The sequence below is a fragment of the Wolbachia endosymbiont (group B) of Silvanus unidentatus genome (assembly GCF_964028615.1).
Classification (GTDB): Bacteria; Pseudomonadota; Alphaproteobacteria; order Rickettsiales; family Anaplasmataceae; genus Wolbachia.
Genome location: NZ_OZ034795.1, coordinates 1,419,483 through 1,439,448, shown reverse-complemented (window position 1 = coordinate 1,439,448; position 19,966 = coordinate 1,419,483). Strand labels below are relative to the sequence as shown.

General features: G+C 33.8%; 18 protein-coding genes and 1 tRNA gene. 9 read left to right on the top strand and 10 right to left on the bottom strand.

What is annotated here, in order from left to right; genetic code table 11:
* Positions 1-46: 46 nt before the first annotated feature.
* A complete protein-coding gene (locus ABWU65_RS06795) occupies positions 47-823 on the top strand; it encodes an enoyl-ACP reductase (RefSeq protein ID WP_353280519.1) in 777 nt (258 codons plus the stop codon).
* Between the two features lie 395 nt (positions 824-1,218).
* On the opposite strand, the gene ABWU65_RS06790 is transcribed toward ABWU65_RS06795, so the two are convergent.
* Positions 1,219-2,400: a hypothetical protein gene (locus ABWU65_RS06790; RefSeq protein ID WP_353280517.1), complete on the bottom strand. Its 1,182-nt coding sequence runs from the start codon at positions 2,398-2,400 to the stop codon at positions 1,219-1,221.
* A gap of 118 nt (positions 2,401-2,518) precedes the next feature.
* Between ABWU65_RS06790 and ychF the strand changes: the two genes are divergently transcribed.
* Positions 2,519-3,613 (top strand): redox-regulated ATPase YchF, encoded by a 1,095-nt coding sequence (gene ychF, locus ABWU65_RS06785; protein WP_214303382.1) that lies wholly within the window; start codon positions 2,519-2,521, stop codon positions 3,611-3,613.
* Positions 3,614-3,620: 7 nt separating this feature from the next.
* Here the strand turns inward: ychF and ABWU65_RS06780 are convergent, their stop codons facing one another.
* From ABWU65_RS06780 to glpX, 3 genes are all read right to left on the bottom strand, one after another.
* The gene (locus ABWU65_RS06780) at positions 3,621-4,256 is read right to left on the bottom strand and encodes a hypothetical protein (protein ID WP_353280515.1); all 636 of its coding nucleotides are present in this window, start codon (positions 4,254-4,256) and stop codon (positions 3,621-3,623) included.
* Complete coding sequence (locus ABWU65_RS06775; RefSeq protein ID WP_265022208.1) at positions 4,240-5,055, bottom strand: hypothetical protein; 816 nt, start codon at positions 5,053-5,055, stop codon at positions 4,240-4,242. Before ABWU65_RS06775 ends, ABWU65_RS06780 begins: the two co-directional genes overlap by 17 nt.
* Before the next feature lie 140 nt (positions 5,056-5,195).
* On the bottom strand, positions 5,196-6,119 hold the full coding sequence (glpX, locus tag ABWU65_RS06770; RefSeq protein ID WP_254230082.1) for a class II fructose-bisphosphatase: 924 nt from the start codon (positions 6,117-6,119) through the stop codon (positions 5,196-5,198).
* Between the two features lie 119 nt (positions 6,120-6,238).
* Between glpX and ABWU65_RS06765 the strand changes: the two genes are divergently transcribed.
* Complete coding sequence (locus ABWU65_RS06765) at positions 6,239-8,056, top strand: ankyrin repeat domain-containing protein (RefSeq protein WP_353280513.1); 1,818 nt, start codon at positions 6,239-6,241, stop codon at positions 8,054-8,056.
* A 77-nt stretch (positions 8,057-8,133) separates the two neighbouring features.
* Here ABWU65_RS06765 and ABWU65_RS06760 read toward each other — a convergent pair.
* Positions 8,134-8,207 (bottom strand) — tRNA-Arg (locus ABWU65_RS06760).
* Between the two features lie 151 nt (positions 8,208-8,358).
* On the opposite strand from ABWU65_RS06760, the gene ABWU65_RS06755 reads away from it, so the two are divergent.
* The 6 genes from ABWU65_RS06755 to ABWU65_RS08165 all read left to right on the top strand — a co-directional run bounded on the left by ABWU65_RS06755 (position 8,359) and on the right by ABWU65_RS08165 (position 12,724).
* Complete coding sequence (locus ABWU65_RS06755; RefSeq protein WP_007302769.1) at positions 8,359-9,096, top strand: ABC transporter ATP-binding protein; 738 nt, start codon at positions 8,359-8,361, stop codon at positions 9,094-9,096.
* A 140-nt stretch (positions 9,097-9,236) separates the two neighbouring features.
* Entirely contained in the window at positions 9,237-9,404 is a 168-nt protein-coding gene (locus tag ABWU65_RS06750) for a twin-arginine translocase TatA/TatE family subunit (protein WP_006013840.1), read from the top strand.
* Between the two features lie 126 nt (positions 9,405-9,530).
* Positions 9,531-10,184, top strand: coding sequence for an exopolysaccharide biosynthesis protein (locus ABWU65_RS06745; protein WP_007302768.1), 654 nt, complete (start codon positions 9,531-9,533; stop codon positions 10,182-10,184).
* Between the two features lie 114 nt (positions 10,185-10,298).
* Positions 10,299-10,955, top strand: a complete 657-nt coding sequence (locus ABWU65_RS06740; protein ID WP_007302767.1) for an exopolysaccharide biosynthesis protein — start codon at positions 10,299-10,301, stop codon at positions 10,953-10,955.
* Positions 10,948-12,342 carry a cysteine--tRNA ligase gene (cysS, locus tag ABWU65_RS06735; RefSeq protein WP_012481729.1) on the top strand — a complete coding sequence of 465 codons (1,395 nt, stop codon included), beginning with the start codon at positions 10,948-10,950 and terminating at the stop codon, positions 12,340-12,342. The genes ABWU65_RS06740 and cysS overlap by 8 nt, the downstream gene beginning before the upstream one ends.
* Positions 12,311-12,724: a YqaA family protein gene (locus ABWU65_RS08165; protein WP_012481730.1), complete on the top strand. Its 414-nt coding sequence runs from the start codon at positions 12,311-12,313 to the stop codon at positions 12,722-12,724. Before cysS ends, ABWU65_RS08165 begins: the two co-directional genes overlap by 32 nt.
* 30 nt (positions 12,725-12,754) lie before the next feature.
* Here the strand turns inward: ABWU65_RS08165 and ABWU65_RS06730 are convergent, their stop codons facing one another.
* The 5 genes from ABWU65_RS06730 to coxB form a co-directional block, all read right to left on the bottom strand.
* Positions 12,755-15,688 carry an AsmA-like C-terminal domain-containing protein gene (locus ABWU65_RS06730; protein ID WP_353280512.1) on the bottom strand — a complete coding sequence of 978 codons (2,934 nt, stop codon included), beginning with the start codon at positions 15,686-15,688 and terminating at the stop codon, positions 12,755-12,757.
* A complete protein-coding gene (gene rnhA, locus ABWU65_RS06725) occupies positions 15,681-16,118 on the bottom strand; it encodes a ribonuclease HI (RefSeq protein WP_007302764.1) in 438 nt (145 codons plus the stop codon). Before rnhA ends, ABWU65_RS06730 begins: the two co-directional genes overlap by 8 nt.
* Positions 16,119-16,293: 175 nt before the next feature.
* On the bottom strand, positions 16,294-17,181 hold the full coding sequence (locus ABWU65_RS06720) for a heme o synthase (RefSeq protein ID WP_353280510.1): 888 nt from the start codon (positions 17,179-17,181) through the stop codon (positions 16,294-16,296).
* Position 17,182: 1 nt separating this feature from the next.
* The gene (gene ctaD / locus ABWU65_RS06715) at positions 17,183-18,733 is read right to left on the bottom strand and encodes a cytochrome c oxidase subunit I (RefSeq protein WP_353280509.1); all 1,551 of its coding nucleotides are present in this window, start codon (positions 18,731-18,733) and stop codon (positions 17,183-17,185) included.
* A 15-nt stretch (positions 18,734-18,748) separates the two neighbouring features.
* Entirely contained in the window at positions 18,749-19,513 is a 765-nt protein-coding gene (coxB, locus tag ABWU65_RS06710; RefSeq protein WP_213863699.1) for a cytochrome c oxidase subunit II, read from the bottom strand.
* Positions 19,514-19,966 lie beyond the last annotated feature (453 nt).

Sequence of the window (19,966 nt, the reverse complement as noted above, 5' to 3'; positions counted from 1 at the left end):
TTTGCCTAGTTAATATTTCAAATTATAAAAAAGGCAAATAATTTCTATGATATTGCAGGGTAAAAAAGGGTTAATAACCGGAATAATAAATAAGAGGTCAATAGCATATGGTATAGCAAAGACTCTCTCAGAGCACGGAGCTGAGCTTGCAATCACTTATCAAAATGAAGTAATAAAAGAGAAATTATTACCAATAGCGAATGAATTAAATGTGGAGCTAACACTACATTGTGATGTTTCAAATGAGGAAATCATATATAGTGCTTTTAAAGAAATAGAGGAAAAGTGGGGTGCTATTGATTTTTTGGTACATGCAATAGCATATTCTGATAAAAATGAGCTCAATGGTAAATACGTCGATACTTCACTAAACAACTTTCTCAATGCAATGCATATATCGTGCTATTCTTTTACTGCTTTAGCAAAAAGCGCCGAAAAAATGATGTTAAATGGTGGTAGTTTACTTACTTTATCTTACTATGGTGCTGAAAAAGTTATGCCAAATTATAATGTGATGGGTTTATGTAAAGCAGCACTTGAAGCAAGTGTAAAATATATAGCATGTGATCTTGGGCCAAAGAACATCAGAGTAAATGCAATTTCTGCTGGTCCAATCAGAACTTTGGCATCTTCTGGAATAAGTGACTTTCACTCCATATCGGAATGGAATAGAATTAATTCTCCACTTAGACGCAATGTTACAATAGAAGATGTTGGCAAGGCAGCACTATACTTATTAAGCGACCTGAGTAGTGGTACAACTGGAGAAATTTTACATGTTGATTCAGGGTATAATGTTGTGGGAATGAAGATAGTAGACTAATACAGTACTGCAGATGCATGTGAAGCCTGTGTTTTTTTGTTATCCGAGTAATTGACATTGGAGCCCAGTGTCAGCTACTCGAATGACAACATTTTTTAATTAAATCTCGCACATTAACCATAGAGTTATTATTTTATAAGTATTTGTTGCTGCTGATCTTCTATTTTTACTTCCTCCATTTGGGTTAAGGGATTGTGCGTGAGGGTTGCTCTTGAAGTTGCCTTGCAAGGAAAAAGTCTTTTTCCTCCCGATCTTGGAGTTGCTTTGCAAGCAAGAAATCCTATTGTTCTTGTGTTTGTTTTGCTAAGACTTTATTCTTATTAAGCAGTGGTTAAAAATGAGCATGGCTTTTATTATAGAATGCTCCCCTATAGAAGTATATAGACTATGAAGACTTATCTTACAGGTTGTGGTACTTGTTGTTGATAAAATGTTTTTTCTACACGTGCTTCTTCCACACTGCACCTTCTTGATAAGACTGGCTCCTCAAGGCATTTTATACGTTGCTGTACATCATTAATGCACTGCCCTATAACATCACCAATTTTTCCATCAGCATTTTTTGCCAATAACTCATCAAACTCCCTCTCAATCTCTACTCTCTCAGAGATATCCTTTGAAAGATCACAATATTCCAAAATTTCATCTATCTGAAGTTGTTTTGCTAATAGAAAGTCTTCTTGCTCCTGCTGCTGTTTTATTAACTCTTGAGTTACAGTTTTAGCCCTAGAGTAATGATTTCCTTCAAGATATATTGTTTCTCTCTCTTTACTACCCCATAACTCGTCATTTAATTTATAACTCTCACGATTAAACATCTGATTTAGTTGATCATTGTTTATCATTTCAGGATTTGGTTCAAACTTTTGTTGTTTCTCTCTGCCGCTAACTTTACAATGGACATTAATTTCAATGTTGGCTAAAGAAGCTAATAATTGAATTTCTTCAATAAAAGGAAAATAACTTTTACTTTCTATTGCTTCTAGATAGGATTGATAGAGTTCAGGTTTGTCAAGAAATGAGCGTGTAATAAAATCACTGTTATATTCGGCATTATAGTCACTCTCACCAATGCCATCAAGAGCCTCTGCATATTCACTTAGATTAAGCACAGCTTGATTATGCGATATATTAAATTTGCTAACAGCTCTACTTACTAACCTCTTCACATTACCTTCAGCATTTTCAATTTTCCTATTTGTTTGCTTAACCAGACCCTTTATTTTATCAGACTTGCCAGTTAAATCCCCTGGCTTATTAAAAAACATATTAAAAACCTTTTCTAGCTGACCCTTTAAAGGAGCTGGCATACTTGGATCATCTAAAGATGTAAATCGACTTAAAAATTTGTGCCATTCCATTCTCATATCTTGCGCTCTTTCAGCTTTATATGTACCAGAACTGTTATCACCAAACACTGCATGAAAAAAGGAATTGCCATCACCTGCAGTATCATATTTAACTACTTGGTTATTAGAAGGTTCTTTTTCTACATTACTCTCTGAAGTCTTGCGTCCTTTAGCATTTTCAATACTGTCAAAACCATTTGGTAATTTCCGTTTTCTAAGCCCAACCATAATTTCTACCTTAATTCAAGCTATATGTTATTATATTAACTAACTTATTAATAAGTAACTAATTAGGTATAGCAAAAATTTTTTAATTATGCAATAATTAAGGCTTTAAATAGCAAATATGAGCTTTAACTGTGGTATAGTTGGGTTACCAAATATAGGAAAATCAACTTTATTTAATGCACTTACAGAGTCAAGTGCAGCTGAAGCTGCAAATTATCCTTTTTGCACAATCGAGCCAAATGTTGGCAAAGTGCCAATACGAGATCAGCGTTTGAAACAAATTGCCTCGATTGCTCACTCGGGGAAAATAATCTACAATCAACTGGAAGTTGTCGATATTGCCGGCTTGGTTAAGGGTGCGAGCAAGGGTGAAGGACTAGGAAATAAATTTTTGAGTCATATCAGAGAAGTTGATGCCATTGTTCATCTGCTCAGGTGCTTTACGGATGACGATATCAGCCATGTAAACAGTAAAATAGATCCAATATCAGATGCTGAAATAGTGGAAATGGAGTTAATTCTAGCTGATATTGATAGCATAGAAAAAAGGCTTCCTCAATTGGAAAAGAAAGCAAAGCAAGGTGATAAAGAGCTAAAGAGACAACTTGAATTAATGCAAGAGGTATTAGCTACTTTAAAATTAGGTAAACCGGCAAGAAGCTTGGAGAATATCGATGAAGATGAGATGAAGTTGCTTCAATTGCTAACAACAAAGCCTGTTATGTATGTATGCAATGTTGAAGATACGAATATCATAACTGGTAATGAACTATCTAAAAGGGTGGAAAAAATGGCAGAGGAAAACAAAAGCAAATTTTATTGTATTTCAGCGAAACTTGAAGCAGATATTGCAAATCTTGATAGTGAAGAGGAAAAACAGAATTTTTTATCAGAATTTGGCTTACAAGAATCAGGACTTGATGGAGTAGCACGTATTATGTATGAAGTGCTAAGTATGATAACTTTTTTTACTGTGGGCCCCAAAGAAGCACGTGCATGGCCAATAAAGATAGGATCAACAGCTGACAAAGCAGCAGGTGTAATTCACACTGATTTTGAAAAGGGATTTATAAAAGCAGAAACCATAAGCTTTGCAGACTATATAAAATATGGAAGCGAATTAGCTTGCAAAGATGCAGGGAAAATTCGCTTCGAAGGCAGAGATTATATCGTGCAAGATGGCGATATAATGCACTTTAGGTTTAATGTGTAGTATACATCTAACTACCAAAGTACCCGGGAGTCCAGCCTTTCTTTATGGCTTCCTCTTCGCTGATCTCATCTAGTTCCACGTCATGGAGAATGGAGCTAGGTGTTGTAACAACTTCTTTCCCCTGTGGTTGTATATTCTTCTCCTCCTCACATAGTACGTACTCCAGACGTTCTTCTAAAAATTCATGTAAAGCTTTACCTTCTATAAGCACATCTTCGTTTTGCTCATCTAATTTCAAAATTTCGTCTAGTTCAACATCTTTACCATTAATAGTTGCCTTACCAATCTCAATTTCACTAGGATTTACATTTAAACTAATAAAACAGTTAACAGAATTACCTTTCTCATCTTCTGCACTCCACCTAATTTTCATATCGCATGTTGCATCTTTTGCAAAATAGTAATTTCTTTTTCCATTATCATTCTTCTCAACCGTTGCTATTTTTTTATCGTTACTGTATATTTCTACTATCTTTACCTCATTTTTATTTCTTTCCATCCCTTCAATTTTGTCAGTGAAAAGACGGCTGATTTCTAAGCTACACCCAGGCTTAGAAATATTAATACTAAGATGATCATAATGATTAAGAGAACGTTTTGCATATGCGCATGGCACATAACATCCATCAAAAAAGGCATGCACTATCAGTTTTGAGAAATTCCTGTCCGTTACTCATCCCTTCTTCGACTCGAAGAAGATATCTACCCAACCTCTTTTTAAAATTCTTTCGCTTGTCTTCAGGAATAGACTTTTCATTCAATATACTTATTATTTCTTTTTGCTTACTTAATACTACATAATTAAAAAGGAAAATGTTCTTATTCCATCGATAATAATTCGCTATTTTGTCAAATGGATCTGCAGGCCAGCCTTTATTATAATTTACGTTATCCTTATCATCTTTACACAAATTATCCTTAAGGCCAAAATTCAATTTTCTAAAATCTGATAATACTTCTTCTACCCTATCTTCAAAAAATTGAAGTTTATTTTGAAATTCTTTCCCATAATTCATTTTCTCGTTTATTTTAAGAAGATATTCACTAAATTTCTTCCTAAAATTTTCTTGATCTTTGTGGGCAAGCCTCTGATCTAATATATCTGTTATGTATTTTCGCTTATTCAATATTACGTAGTTAAAAAGGTCACTTTTTTTCCTCCTTTCATAATCTTCTGCTATTTCGTTAAAACACTCATTACTGTTCTTAAAATCCAATTTTTCGAAGTCTTGGAGCACGTTTTTTACATCATCCTCACTAAATTGAAGATTTGTTTGAGGAGACACGTCAGTTCTACTTTGATCATCAAGTTGAGGATTTTTTTTAGTAGATTGGACTAATAAACTTTCTGTGCTGTTAGAGAAAGAATGATTATTTTCTTCAGATTGAGAACTTTTCTTTTTAGACGTATTAGTAAAAAAATTAGTTAGTGAACTAAACATTAAGCACCTCTTAGTATTACTATTTAACTATAACTTAATGCCAAATGTTGTAAAGCTAAAATTAATATGTAAATTCATTTTTTTACAAGACAGCTACAGGTAGCTTCTACAAAATTATATAATTAGTATATAATAAATGTTCAAGATATTGATTTCGTTTGTATTTTTACTACCTTACCAGGTAATATTATTAATGAACGGGTCAAGCAGATATCTCGATTAAGTTTTACTCCATCCACAAGTTCTCCATTTGTTACTCCAGTTGCAATAAACACTGATTCACCCTTTGCCATATCTTTTATGGTGTAGATTTTTTCTGGGTCCGTGATATTCAAAATTTTTGCTCTTTCTCTTAACTGATCGGTGTCAAATATCAATCTTCCTTCCATCTGTCCACCGATTGAGCTTAGTGCTGCAGCTGCAAGCACTCCCTCTGGTGCTCCTCCTATGCCGATATACATATCGTGGTTGCCATTTATTAGTGAAACTACGGCTGCAACATCACCATCATCTATTAGTTTAACTTTTACTCCCAATCTCCTGATTTTCAATATTAATTCATCATGTCTTTCACGTTTAAGTACAGTTACTATAAGATCACTTGCTTTACATCCTTTTGCCTTGGCTAAATTGTCCAGATTCTTCTCAATCCTATTTTTTAGTGAGACTACACCCTCTGGGAGATTTTTTCCCACTGCTATCTTTTCCATATAAACATCAGGTGCATGTAAAAAATTACCTTTTTTTGTTGCAGCAAGAACAGACATTGCCCCTTGTTTATAATGAGCGCAAATCGTAGTGCCTTCAAGTGGATCAACAGCAATGTCAATCTCAGGGCCACTTCCTGTGCCAACTTTTTCTCCGATATATAGCATCGGTGCTTCGTCCCTCTCCCCTTCCCCAATCACAATTGTACCATTTATTTCCATTGAGTTTAGCACCGTACGCATTGCATCAACTGCAACCTGATCGGCCTTTTTTTCATTACCAAGGCCTGCCAATTTATATGCAGCAAGTGCTGCAGCTTCGGTTACTTTCACTAACTTATAGGCTAAATCTTCTATCATTTGCTCGAGAATCATAAATCAATATATATCATGCCATTTGATACTGCAAGATTACTTGACTGAATAATGAAAAAGTTGATATAATAAGCGTATAGCAATAATAGTAAGATTTGAATATGATCGGTAATTTAACTTATGAAGATGTAAAGAAATTTGTAACTGATAATCCTAATATAGCTGCTCAGGAATTTGGTGAGAAGCTAAAACAAAGTGGGCCAACAGATGCAAAAATTTTTGATTTACTTGCAGATGCCATCTATTCAGAAAGGCACGGTGTTTCAGACGATTCTGCTGTATTTCTAAGAATTGTTGAATTGTTTGCGCAGTTAGATATTAAAGTTAAAAAAAGCAGCGGTGGTAGAACTATGTTGGACATAGCTGTAGCAAATAAACAAGCTGATGTTGTAAGGATACTTTTGAATAGTGGTAAGTTTGAAGAAGAAGAAAAAATTATTGCTTTAAATAGTGCTATTATTCAAGGCAATGTTCAAGGGTTTGAGCCGTTTTTAGATTACATAGATCATGCGAAAATACTGGAGGCTCTCAACACAGCTACTTGCAATGAGGACACTGACATTATGAAGGTACTCTTGGATAACAAAAGATTTACTGGAGAAGAAAAAGTTCAGGCTCTGAGTCATGCCTCTATAGGTGGTGAACTAACAAAAGTTAAGTTACTTTTAAAGTATATGAAAGGCGTACCAGAAGATGGTATAAGAAATCTTCTAAAAATAATTGAAGAAGGGAAATTATCACTCAGAGAACAACTTCAAATAGATTCTGAGTTTAAAGTCGACTTCAGCAATTCTGATCACAATAAATATCTCTCAAGCTGTGTAATAATTGCACTGCTTAGATCAGCAATAAACAAAAAAGAGAAGCAAAACACACCTGATGGAGCGGAGTCCAATGTCAGTAATACAAGCACTGGTCTCACGTTAAATAATGATGACATTAGGAATCTGTGTCTTGATATAGATAGGGTTACAAAACAGGATAGCACAGTTACTAGTTTTGAAGATTTGCAAAAAAGGTTAAGAAGGAAGGAAATTAATCTTCAGAGCAAATGTGAAAAAAATGCTGTACTAGAATATGCAATTAAAGATCAAAATTTGAACGTTATAAAATTTCTCTTACAAAATGGAATGACCATCATCAATGCAATCGGTCAAGAAGGAAGGTATTACGTTAGCAAAATTGAAGGAGAAAAATCTATATTATGCTTTGTTGTCTCTTACACTGATGATGACAATGCTGAGATTCTGAGCACGTTACTGCAAAGTGTTAATGCAGAGCAATCAAAGTTAAATCCTGAAGATGAATTGTACAGATTATACCAAAAATTAAAAGATGATGCATTCTGCACTGCTTTTGCAGAAAAGAATTCTGTAGCAGCGACAGCACTGATACAAAATAATCGAGAAATAATTGTGCCGCATGGATCAGCAACAAATAAGGAACAAGAAACATTCCACATAGAAACAAATAGTGTATCCAATAGTAATAGAAATGTTATTAGTAGACCTGTAGCAACAGTGCCTCCAGTTAGTACTAATGGTAATAATAACAAAAATGAAGCACCTGTATCAACAAGGACTGGCCCAACTGTCACACCAAATAATGATAATAAAGCTAACGGCTTTGGAGATGCTCAACTTTCTCCACCACATGAAAAAGAAACTAAATACAAAAAAAGTAAGGAGAGTTTTTACGCCTCATTAAGGAGTGATGTTGTTGGAGTTGTTATTGCAGGATTATTTGTTGCTGCTGCTGTGATGGTTCCATCTTTAGCTGGTGCATTAGTTTGCAGTGTCCTAGCTATTTTAGTTGTAATAGTAACTGGATTACATGTAAAAAATTCTACACTGCCAAGTTATAGAGCAATGGAAGAAAATAAGGTTGAGCATATAAACCCAAGCATGCAAACGCTGTAAGTTGAGAAACTGGGACTCTAACTCCTAGAACGGTGTTGTAAACCTGTGTTAGTTTCTTCTACTTTATTAAGATTAAGTGGGACTAGTGCGATTCGAACGCACGGCCTTCGGATTAGGAATCCAACGCTCTATCCTACTGAGCTATAGTCCCATGTCTTCTGCTATTTATGCAAAATTATAGCAAAAAGTCTCGCATTTTTCTAGGCACCCTGTACAATTAATTCACAATAATAAAAAATATTTCTGTATTTCTTGAATGTAATACTGTTATATTTAATAATACGATTCCAATTGAAAGATTAATGCTAGTTAACAATATTAGTTACTTTTATAGTAATCAAGATGGCTTTGCTTTAAGCAACATCAACATTCAAGTGAAGAAAGGAAGTGTTGCCTGTTTACTAGGTCATTCTGGCTGTGGCAAGTCAACAATTCTAAAATTAATCGCAGGAATAGAAAATCCAAAATCTGGAACCATTGTTATAAATGATAAATTAGTTGCAAGTAACAAAGTGTCAATTGCTATAGAGCGTAGAAATATCGGATTGATTTTTCAGCATTCTGCATTATTTCCTCATAAAACAGTAATAGAAAATATAACTTTTGCTATTTGCAGTACTTCTAAGAAAGAAAAATACCTTACTGCATTGGAAATCTTAAAGCTATTTAATATAGAAAAATATGAAAACATGTACCCTCATGCTTTATCAGGAGGACAGCAACAATTAGTTGCAATAGCAAGAGTAATGGCGCAAAATCCTGATGTTGTTTTGCTCGATGAACCATTTTCTAATTTAGATATACTGCTCAAATATCGAATAAGGCACCATATATTGTCACTTTTTAGAAGCAAAAATATTCCTGTACTCATGGTAACTCATGATCCGCAAGAAGCGTTGAAAGTTGCAGATTTTATTTACGTGATGAAAAATGGTAAAATTATTCAATCAGGAGTTCCTAGCTACATATACCACAGACCTAAAGATGATACGTTAGCAAAATTTTTTAGTGAGCTTCCTTTTACTCTACAGCTAAACTAAACTTAATGTTAGGCTAAAACTATTATAAGATAATTAAAAACTCTTGATTTATAATTTAATAAAAGTGATATAATTTATGTATCACTTGGCTTCAGTCAAGTTTTAATACCTAAAAGTTAATATTTTCAACGGAGGTACAAATGAGTTTAGGTCCATGGCAGCTGTTTCTAGTCTTAATAATAATCTTAGTTCTGTTTGGTGCAGGTAGGTTACCACAAGTTATGGGTGATTTAGGCAAAGGCATTAAAAACCTTAAACAAGAACTTAAGGATTCAGAGAAACTATCATCTAATGAACCAGATCGTTAGCTTCCTTATGTTTCGTGACACGCACTAAAGTGCGTGTCATTTGTTTAAACAAGGCTAAAGAATTGAAGAGGTATGATTGAAGTACAGTAATAATTATGTTAGTTAGAATGTTATTAAAGGTTAATCGTGGAAGAAAGTGAGAAATTGACTGAAGATAAAAAATTGGCCTCTGATATTCTAAAAGAGGTTGCAGATACCAATAACAACGATAGTGATAAAGTAACATTGTTCGACATCAAAACAGCTTTACATGAGCGCGGTTTTGGTATTTTAATAATCATCTTCTCTTTACCGCTATCAGTACCTATACCTGTTCCACCTGGCTATACAACCATTCTTTCTATACCTTTAATCTTATTTTCACTGCAGCTTCTATTTGGGTTTGATTCTCCTTGGATGCCTAATTGGCTAGAAAGGAAATCTTTTCAACGTTCAACACTAGCTCTCGTGGTAGAGAAAACTTCACCTATATTAAAAAAAATAGAAAAGTTCATGAAACCAAGAATGTCTTTTATTTTTCTTGGTCCGGGTGAAAAGATTCTAGCTTTTATGATGTTGCTTTGTGCAATAATAATAGCTCTTCCATTACCTTTTACTCACTTCCTTCCTGCAATTGGTATAACTCTTATTTCACTCGGCATTATGGGTAAAGATGGATTTTTATCTACGTTAGGAGTGTTAGTTTCATTCTGTGCGTTATTGGTTACCCTTATTGTAATAGTTAAAGGACCAAAACTTATAGCCGGAACACTTTCTCTTCTTAAAAGCCTTATAACTTAAAAGCTTTACAACACTTTAATAAAAGAATGAAGTACAGCATGAAATGAATAATCGATATTGAAATATAGCAATAACTATGTTAGTTAGAAGTTATATTGTTATTAAAGGGTAACTGTGGAAAAAAGTGTGAAATTGACTGAAGATAAAAAATTGGCCTCTGATATTCTAAAAGAGGTTGCAGATACTAATAATAACGATAATGATAAAGTAACATTATTTGATATTAAAACAGCTTTACATGAGCGTGGTTTTGGTATTTTAATAATCATCTTCTCTTTACCGCTATCAGTACCTATACCTGTTCCACCTGGCTATACAACCATTCTTTCTATACCTTTAATCTTATTTTCACTGCAGCTTCTATTTGGGTTTGATTCTCCTTGGATGCCTAATTGGCTAGAAAGGAAATCTTTTCAACGTTCAACACTAGCTCTCGTGGTAGAGAAAACTTCACCTACATTAAAAAAAATAGAAAAGTTCATGAAACCAAGAATGTCTTTCATTTTTCGTGGTCCTGGTGAAAATATTTTAGCATTTATAATGCTGCTTTGTGCATTATCGATAGCAATCCCACTTCCTTTAACTAACTTCATTCCTGCAATTGGTACAACTCTCATTTCACTGGGTATCATGAGCAAAGATGGATTTCTCTCTATAATGGGAGTATTAGTATCATTGTGTGGGTTATTACTTACTCTTGTCGTAATAGTTAAAGGACCACAGCTTATATTTGGAGCATTTTCTTTTCTAAAAAGCTTTGTATATGGTTAAGCTTTACAACACTTTAACAAAAAAAAAAGAGCCCTTTACACCGATCGATAAAGATCATATAAAAATGTACGTTTGTGGGCCAACAGTATATGATACAGCACATATAGGTAATGCACGTTCTATTGTTGTTTACGATGTATTATTTCGACTGCTTAAATTTTGTTATGGAAAAGTTACTTATGTGCGTAATATAACCGACATCGATGACAAGATAATCAATGCAGCAAATGAGAAAAATAGTAATATAGAAAGCATTAGCAAATATTACACTAAAACTTTTCATGAAGACATGGAAAGCATAAATTGTGCAGAACCAACATATGAACCAAAAGCAACGGAAAACATAGATAACATTATCAAGTTAATTGAGTCTTTGCTGCAAGCTGGTCATGCTTATGAATCCAATAAACATGTATATTTTAGTGTAGAATCTTACCCTGAATACGGCGTTTTATCAGGAAAAAAAATTGATGAATTAAACTACGGTAGTAGAGTTGAAGTTGGTGAAAATAAAAAACACCCAGGAGACTTCGTACTTTGGAAACCTGCAAACGAAACTGACTATAAACTTTCAAGTCACTGGAATAGTCCATGGGGAGAGGGAAGACCAGGGTGGCATATAGAATGTTCAGCAATGTCATATGCTTACCTTGGCAAAGATTTTGACATTCACGGTGGGGGTATAGACTTGCAATTTCCTCATCATGAGAATGAAATTGCACAGAGTAAATCTGCATTTGCTGAGTCAACGTTTGCAAAATATTGGGTACACAACGGGTTTCTTACGGTAAATGAAGAGAAAATGAGCAAATCCTTATTTAATATAGTCAAAGTAAGGGATTTGTTAGATAGTGGAATAAAGGGTGAAGTAATACGTTATGCGCTGCTTAAAACTCACTACAGAAAACCACTTGATTGGACAGAAAATGTTATCTCTGAGTCGCAAGAAACTTTAAACAAGTTTTATCGGTTATTACGTAGTACATGTATTGAGGAAAGTGATACAGAAGTCTCTAAAGATTTTATAGAGGCTTTGAAAAACGATTTAAACATTCCTGAAGCTGTAGCCATATTGCATGAAATGGCTACAGAAATCAATAAGACAAGTAATGAATATGAGAAGCTCAAATTAACTAAGAAGTTTGTTAAAAGCGCAAGGTTCATTGGTATTCTTGAGTCAAGTTATCAAGAGTGGTTTGCAAGTGGTGTGAGTCATCAAGAAATAGAAAGGTTGATAGACTTAAGAAAAGTAGCAAAACAAAATAAAGATTATGATACTGCAGACAAAATAAGAGAGCAATTGAAACAAATGGGGGTTACAATTTCTGACAACGAAGATGGTACAACAACTTGGTATGGAAAATTATCTCCTATTGTTTATAGATAGCCTAGTATCATCGCTTATCTTACCCATACATCAAGGTTTTGTACTTTACACTATGTTATGCTTTAGGTCAAACTACGATCAACTACTTATATTACTTTTTGGAGTATTAGGATCCAGTCTTGGTGGAATAGCTAACTGGTATTTAGGTAGAATAACAATTTTTATCAGAAGATCACATCACAAATTAGAGAATGAAGACAAAACACCAAAAATTGTAAGGCACCTACTGATTTGTGCAGTTGCATTGCTTTCGTGGGTACCAGCACTTGGAAGTGTGACTCAGATTTTATCCGGTTACTTCAAGTTAAACCTTTATATTCTTGTTCCCTTAATTATTTTATCTAACTTCCTCTGTTTGTTGTATCTAACGTTTACCATCTAACTAAACATCAATAAACAACTTTTCTTCTGGTCATATTGAGCTAAATTTCTTCTTCAAACTACCTTTTAAAATGCTTTTATTACTTTTTGTCATAATACGATCAAATACTCCTAATAACCTCTTAAGTAAGCTTGGGGTTAGCGAAGAGATAGGATTAACAGATACGTTGTTGTTTTTATCATCACCATTTGCTTTGTAGTCTATTGAAATAATCCCCCTACTCTTTCCACCAGTCAGAAGTTTTCCGATTATAGGGATTTTCAACAAAGATTTGTTAATTGAGTATGCCGGTATTACTTGTCCTTCAACCTGGAATTTATAACCCTTAATATCGAGCGTACCACTAGTGCTAATGCCTAGTTCCGCTCCTTCAAGCCAAGATTCTTCAATTTCAACAGTGCCATCTTTATATGAAAAAGGTGCATTACACTTATAAAAATGTACACCTTCGTTCTTTATAGCATTTACAATACCAGGCAGTGAAGACATTGATAATAAAGTGGTAAGCAGTGGAGCATCTTTGATATAGAAATTGCTGATAGATAACATACCATAATGTTCTCCATTTTCTCTCTTAGAAGATAGATAAAGAGATAATTTGCCATTTTTAACTGATTTACCAATACCTAAAGAACGCAAAAGCATACCTGAATTATCCGAATATATTTCAAGCCCTATTTCACTATGTTCTACTAGTATATTACTGTTATCTTCTAAAAACTGTCCTGTGAATTGACTTCCACTACAATCACCTTTAGCACAAGTTACATTTAGCTTAGCATCTTTTATGATAATTCCTTCTTTCATAATTATATTATCAACATTCATAGTAACTTCTATTTTGTTATTTAATCGATTACTATCTTTGCCAAGTAAACCTAACACATCACTTAAGTTGATTTTCTCACCGTGAATAGTTATGGCATTTTTCTCCTTACCTGATTCAATTTCTATACTAAAATTATTATCAGGTAATTTAAAGTTGCTAGAATTTAAATATAGATTTCCATTTTCTACTCTTCCGCTAAATTTTATGTCTAGATCATTTCCTACAACATCTAGTTTATCTATTAGTAACTTACCTACTCCTTTTAGCCTTGTAGAAAATAAAACTTCATTGTGATCTTCAAAATGGTTTTTCCACCCTAAGTAGCTTGAACGCAACTCGAGCTCTGATAAATCTATATTACCATTAACATACCCTGTTTTGTCTTGATACATTACTGACTCTATATTTGCATTGATATAGCCATCACCGAAATTAAGTATTTGAGCAGGCAAATCTCCAGTCAAACTCCAGGCAAAATTTTCATTTTTATTGCTACTTTTGAGGTCAAATAGCAGCTGTGTATTATTTACCATACCACTGCCATTTAAATCAATAAAATCTCCGCCGAAATCAAGCTTAATCTCATATTTACCAAGACTGCCATTATACGCGACAAAATTATCAATTTCAGAATGAAATTTGGCTAAAAAATCTACTTTTTTATTATCAGCATTTAAATTAAAAATGTGAAAACTGAATACAGATTTTGCTATTCCACCTATACTGTCCCTTGTAATCTTCATCATATCATCCAGCTTAAATTTTATAGGTTCATATAACCCATAAGCATCACTTACAGCCTGACCATTAATTGTGAGAACAGAATCCTCTTTATTAAGAGATTGCATCTCAATTTCGCCACCATCAATATTGAAATTCTGGAACTTAGCGCTATTTACAATAATTTTGAGATTGTTATCCTTGAGGGTTAACTCACCGTTCAAGTTCTCTACTCGTTCAAAATCCTCATCAAATTGAACGCTGCCATTTTCTATATCAGCAACAATTACAATACCTGACAGATCATCATTTATTAAACTATCGATTTTACCGTTAAAACTTATAATTGTATTTATAATATTCCCATCAATATTATTACAATACCACTTTCTAAATTCATTGTTCACTAGACCATCTGGTACATAAGTACATAAATCTTTTGCAACAAGTTTACTAATATTAACTCTAAGCAAAGCATGATTTGTGCCAAAGTTCATTTTACCAATCAAAGAAAGGTAAGTATCATTTAACTTAAAATGAAAGTTTTTTATGCTAATGATTTCATCACTATATGTCAAATTTACATTTACATTAGTCAAGGCTAAGTTTTTACCTGAGTGACTCTCTGTATTTAACACGTATATGTTTCCGTCCACAACTTCATCCTTTCCATTAATTCTAATTGAAAAGTTTCCTTTGAATCCTATTTCTTTGTCCAAATTGTAACTTTTAACTAGTGTGGAAAATTCGTTAAATAGCCCCAACTTTAGGTTATAGAATGTTCCATAGAAATTTAGTAAATTATTACGGTTTTTTATCGTAATGGATAAATCATCTAGAAACCCTTTACCTTCTTTTGTATGGACACGAATATCCAAAACATTGAAATCTTCCCCCTTCCCTACATATACTTTATCAATAAAAAATTCACCTTCCATGCTTTTATTGATAGCAATGTTAGTAATTTTAATCCTTGAGTCTGCATTGAAGTAGAAAAAAAATTTTCTTATTGTCTTTAGCAGATTTTTTGTACTACTCATCTTCTCTGTCATTACAGATGTTATCTCTTTGCTCTCCTCCCTCTTGATATATATGTGTACATTATCAGCTAAAACCTGAGAGAACTTTTTGGAACTTAACTTAAAGTGTACGAAAAGCTCAGGAACTTCTATTGTAAAATCAGGATTTGTTATTTTTAAATCTGTAATGACTAGCTTGCCATCTTGATGCCAAATAACCGAAGTACTCTCCATGCTGACATCCGAATTGGTAAATATCTTTAATATTTTTTTCTTTATATAAAAATTAATATAACTAATATTGATTTCTAGAGGTCCCTCACCTTTAAAAAAGATAAAGAAGCAGGATATAAATAATAAAATTATAGAAAATGATATAGTAATTTTTTTAAGCATTGATTATTGCTTTTCTTGCTAGAATATCAGCTTCCTCATTGTATTTGTCACCATTATGCGCTTTCACCCAATTCCAATTAATTTCGTGTTGCAAAGCAGCATTATCTAATTCTTTCCATAATTCTATATTTTTTACTGACTTCTTATTACTTGTCTTCCAGCCGTTCATTTTCCACTTATTTATCCATTCTGTTATACCGTATTTAATATAGAGGCTATCCGTATACAAACTGATATTACAAGGAAATTTTAATACCTTCAGTCCATTGATCACTGCTGTTAACTCCATTTTATTATTTGTAGTATTTTCTTCTCTACCACAGATGTTCTTTCTATGATTTTGAAATAATATGATTGCTGCCCACCCTCCTGTCCCTGGGTTACCAGAGCATGCTCCATCTGTGTATATTGTCACTTCCTTTTTCTTCATCTTTAACTGTAGTGAATTAATAAAGTATATCGTTGCTTCTATAAAATCACAATTTTTATAGATATAGAGGCAATTTAAGCCGCACCTTTAAATTTTATTATGGAAATAAAAAAAAGTGCTACAACGAGCATTATTAGAAGAGAAAGTAAAAGATAGTTTTTATGTTCTTTCATGGTTAAAACAAATCAATAGAGCAGTAAATAACGCTGGCAAACAGAGAAAATAGATAAGAAATCGAATAAGAAAACATTTTTTTCTGCGAGCTATGACTCTTAAGCCTTATAACGGATGCAGCAAACCAAATAAAAACACACCCTTCAATAATTGCCATACTGAGGTAAAATAGAGCCTTTTTCAAAAATAGTGCTGGGAGTAAGCTAGTTAATACGAGTAACACGCTATAGATTAATATATATTTCCTCGTTTTTTCTGGACCATAAACGATATTGAACATTGGAATCGATGCTTTTGTATAATCTTCAGATCTATTTAAGGATAGAGCCCAAAAATGTGGTGGAGTCCACATAAAAATTATTAAAAATAGAATACAACTTTCCCAGCTTACAGAGTCAGTTACAACCGCCCAGCCAATCATTGGAGGAAAAGCACCTGCTGCACCACCAATAACAATATTCTGCGGAGTACGCCTTTTGAGCCAAATTGTATACATAAAAACATAAAATAATATGCTAATTGCAAGCAAAGCAGCAGAAACATAGTTCACTGCTATTGCCATGATAAATACTGACAATATTCCAAGAGTTATGCCAAATTCAAGCGCGCTTTCTGCAGAAACTCTACCTGAAGGTATAGGGCGGTTTTTTGTTCTCTCCATAAGCAAGTCTATATCTCTGTCATACCACATATTTATTGCACCTGCAGATCCTGAACCAAGAGCAATGCACATAAGAGATATTAGTGCAAGGAAAGGATGAATGCTACCTGGTGCAGCAACTATTCCAGCAATTGCAGTAAACACTACAAGGTACATTATCCTTGGCTTTAGCAAATGCCAAAAATCCAGTATTGTTGATTCAACATTTAGCAAAACACTTGTGTACATTCTATTTTATCACTGGTGGTTTTTCAAAAGTATGAAAAGGCGGTGGTGAAGATACCGTCCATTCTAAAGTGTCACCTTCCCAAGGATTATCTCCAGCTTTCTTGCCCCATTTGAAGAGATGTATAACTATAAACACAAAAAACATAACTGAAACAAAGGACATATATGAGCCAACTGAGGATATATAATTCCAAGGGATAAACGCGTCGGGATAATCAGGTATACGCCTTGGCATGCCGGCTAATCCCAGGAAATGCTGAGGTAAGAAAGTAACATTGGTGCTAATAAAAGTGAGCCAAAAGTGTACCTTTCCTAAACACTCGTTATATTGCTTACCTGACATTTTGCCTATCCAATAATAAAAACCAGCGAAGGCTCCAAATAATGCAGCAAGCGACATGACATAGTGAAAGTGAGCAACGACATAATAGGTATCGTGTAAAAGTTTATCTATTCCACCGTGAGAAAGAATTATCCCTGTTATACCACCTCCAACAAACATGAAAATAAAACCTAATGCAAATAGCATTGGTGTCTTCAATTCAATCGCTCCACCCCACATAGTTGCAATCCAACTAAAGACTTTTACACCAGTTATAACACCAATAAAAATTGTTGTAGTGCTAAAAAACACAGCAGCATCTTCGCTAAGCCCAACAGTAAACATATGATGAGCCCAAACCATAAAGCCAAATGCTGCTATACCTATCATAGCATAAACCATCCCTTTATAGCCAAATACTGGCCTATGGGAAAAAGTTGATACAACTTGACTTATGATGCCAAATGCAGGAAAAATAATTATGTAAACTTCTGGATGACCAAAAAACCAAAACAGGTGTTGAAATAACACAGGATCACCGCCACCAGCAGGATCAAAAAAGGAAGTACCAATATTGCGATCAGTTAGCAGCATAGTTATAGCACCAGCAAGTACCGGTAAGGCAACAATTAACATAAATGACGTTAGTAAAACAGACCAAACAAATAGTGGCATTTTAGTGAGTGACATACCTTTTGCACGCATATTGAATATAGTGACTATAAAGTTGATCGCCCCAACAATTGATGACATACCAGCAACATGAAGTGCAAGTATAGCAAGATCAACTCCTGCACTTGGGTGGGACATAATTTGCGACAAAGGTGGGTATAAAGTCCATCCTGTTCCAGGACCTTCGCCAGCAAATACCGAGAGGATAAGCAAAATAAAAGATGAAACTAACAACCAAAAACTTAAATTATTCATACGAGGAAATGCCATATCTGGTGCACCAATCATGAGAGGTACGAACCAATTACCAAATCCTCCCATTAAGGCTGGCATTATCATAAAAAACACCATTATTACCGCATGCCCTGTAATCATTACGTTATATAGCTGGTAATTATTGTTAAGTATATTAATGTGCATTAGCTGAGTACGAATAATTACCGATAATAATCCACCAATAATTCCAGCTAATATGGAAAAAATAATGTATAGTGTCCCTATATCTTTGTGATTAGTAGAAAACAGCCAACGTCTTATACCTTTTGGTACATCACTCATATCTATACTCCAAACTTAACTTACTAATTTTTTATCTTCAATCCACTTATTAAAATCTTCTTTACTCACTGCTTCAACAACAATTGGCATAAATCCATGACCTTGACCACATAGTTCATAACATTGCCCATAATAAATACCGGGCTTTGTAACGTTAAACCATGCTTCATTCAGCCTACCTGGTATTGCATCAATTTTTATACCAAAAGCCGGTATTCCCCAGCTATGTATTACATCTCCTGCTGTCACTTGTAAACGAATATTAGTATTGATAGGTAAAATAACGTTATTATCAACAGAGAATAGTTTTAAATCTCTTTCGGTAAAGTCTTCTTTTCCTTTTATATAGCTGTCAAATGAAATACCTTGATATTCTGGGTACTTGTAACTCCAATACCATTGATGACCAATAACTTTTAGTGTTATGTCAGCTTTTGGCACTTTCTCCTGTAGTTTAATTAATTCAGCATTTTTAAAAGCCAATACCCCAACAATAATCGTTGGTATAACAAACCAGATAATTTCTACAAAGATATTATGAGTTATTTTACTGACATTTTTCACTTTGCCCTTACGAAAGCGAAATACTACATAAGCAAGCAGGGCCCATACAAAAAGCATAATTGCAATCATTACACTCATCACAAACGAATGTGACTTAACTACAACCTCCATTATCTCAGTTGCAGGCGCAGGAAATCCAAATTGCCAAGAAGTAGGAGCAGAAGCAATTGATATATTTGAGTAAAACATTATCAATAATGCAAATAACTTCACCATATTTTTTGCTGTAAAACTAACTGTATAATAATATATATACACTTACTATGCAAACAGAGATTATAGAATTTACACAAGTGTTTTGCTAAATATTGAATCAAAAGTAAATGATGATTAATGTTTTTTTAGCATTTAATAAATATAATAATACGATACTAACTTGAGGAAAAAGCATTTACATGAATCTATTTTAACTTAAAATATTATAATATTTTAAGTTAAGTATTTACTTTAAGGAAGTTCTAGTGTGCCGTAGAGACACAAAGACTGTTCAGAAAAGAACAAGCTGAGTGCAAAAGCTACGCAACAGATGAGGGTGGGCCCCTTGAAGCCAGTTTACAAGAGCAGGCTTCAAACAACCATAAGCTGCTTTGGTAAAGAGCCAAGGTAGTGAGCGTTATGGAAAAGGCACAATTATGTGTCATGTGTGAAATAGAGAGATGAACGAAAGTG

Bases quoted from the DNA above. Each gene is read 5' to 3' on its own strand.
- coxB (WP_213863699.1), bottom strand. From the start codon at position 19,513: ATGGTGAAGTTATTTGCATTATTGATAATGTTTTACTCAAATATATCA.
- ABWU65_RS06750 (WP_006013840.1), top strand. From the start codon at position 9,237: ATGAGTTTAGGTCCATGGCAGCTGTTTCTAGTCTTAATAATAATCTTA.
- ABWU65_RS06765 (WP_353280513.1), top strand. From the start codon at position 6,239: ATGATCGGTAATTTAACTTATGAAGATGTAAAGAAATTTGTAACTGAT.
- ABWU65_RS06790 (WP_353280517.1), bottom strand. From the start codon at position 2,400: ATGGTTGGGCTTAGAAAACGGAAATTACCAAATGGTTTTGACAGTATT.
- cysS (WP_012481729.1), top strand. From the start codon at position 10,948: ATGGTTAAGCTTTACAACACTTTAACAAAAAAAAAAGAGCCCTTTACA.
- ABWU65_RS06775 (WP_265022208.1), bottom strand. From the start codon at position 5,055: ATGTTTAGTTCACTAACTAATTTTTTTACTAATACGTCTAAAAAGAAA.
- ABWU65_RS06720 (WP_353280510.1), bottom strand. From the start codon at position 17,181: ATGTACACAAGTGTTTTGCTAAATGTTGAATCAACAATACTGGATTTT.
- rnhA (WP_007302764.1), bottom strand. From the start codon at position 16,118: ATGAAGAAAAAGGAAGTGACAATATACACAGATGGAGCATGCTCTGGT.
- ABWU65_RS06730 (WP_353280512.1), bottom strand. From the start codon at position 15,688: ATGCTTAAAAAAATTACTATATCATTTTCTATAATTTTATTATTTATA.
- ABWU65_RS06795 (WP_353280519.1), top strand. From the start codon at position 47: ATGATATTGCAGGGTAAAAAAGGGTTAATAACCGGAATAATAAATAAG.
- ctaD (WP_353280509.1), bottom strand. From the start codon at position 18,733: ATGAGTGATGTACCAAAAGGTATAAGACGTTGGCTGTTTTCTACTAAT.
- ABWU65_RS06755 (WP_007302769.1), top strand. From the start codon at position 8,359: ATGCTAGTTAACAATATTAGTTACTTTTATAGTAATCAAGATGGCTTT.
- ychF (WP_214303382.1), top strand. From the start codon at position 2,519: ATGAGCTTTAACTGTGGTATAGTTGGGTTACCAAATATAGGAAAATCA.
- ABWU65_RS08165 (WP_012481730.1), top strand. From the start codon at position 12,311: ATGGAAAATTATCTCCTATTGTTTATAGATAGCCTAGTATCATCGCTT.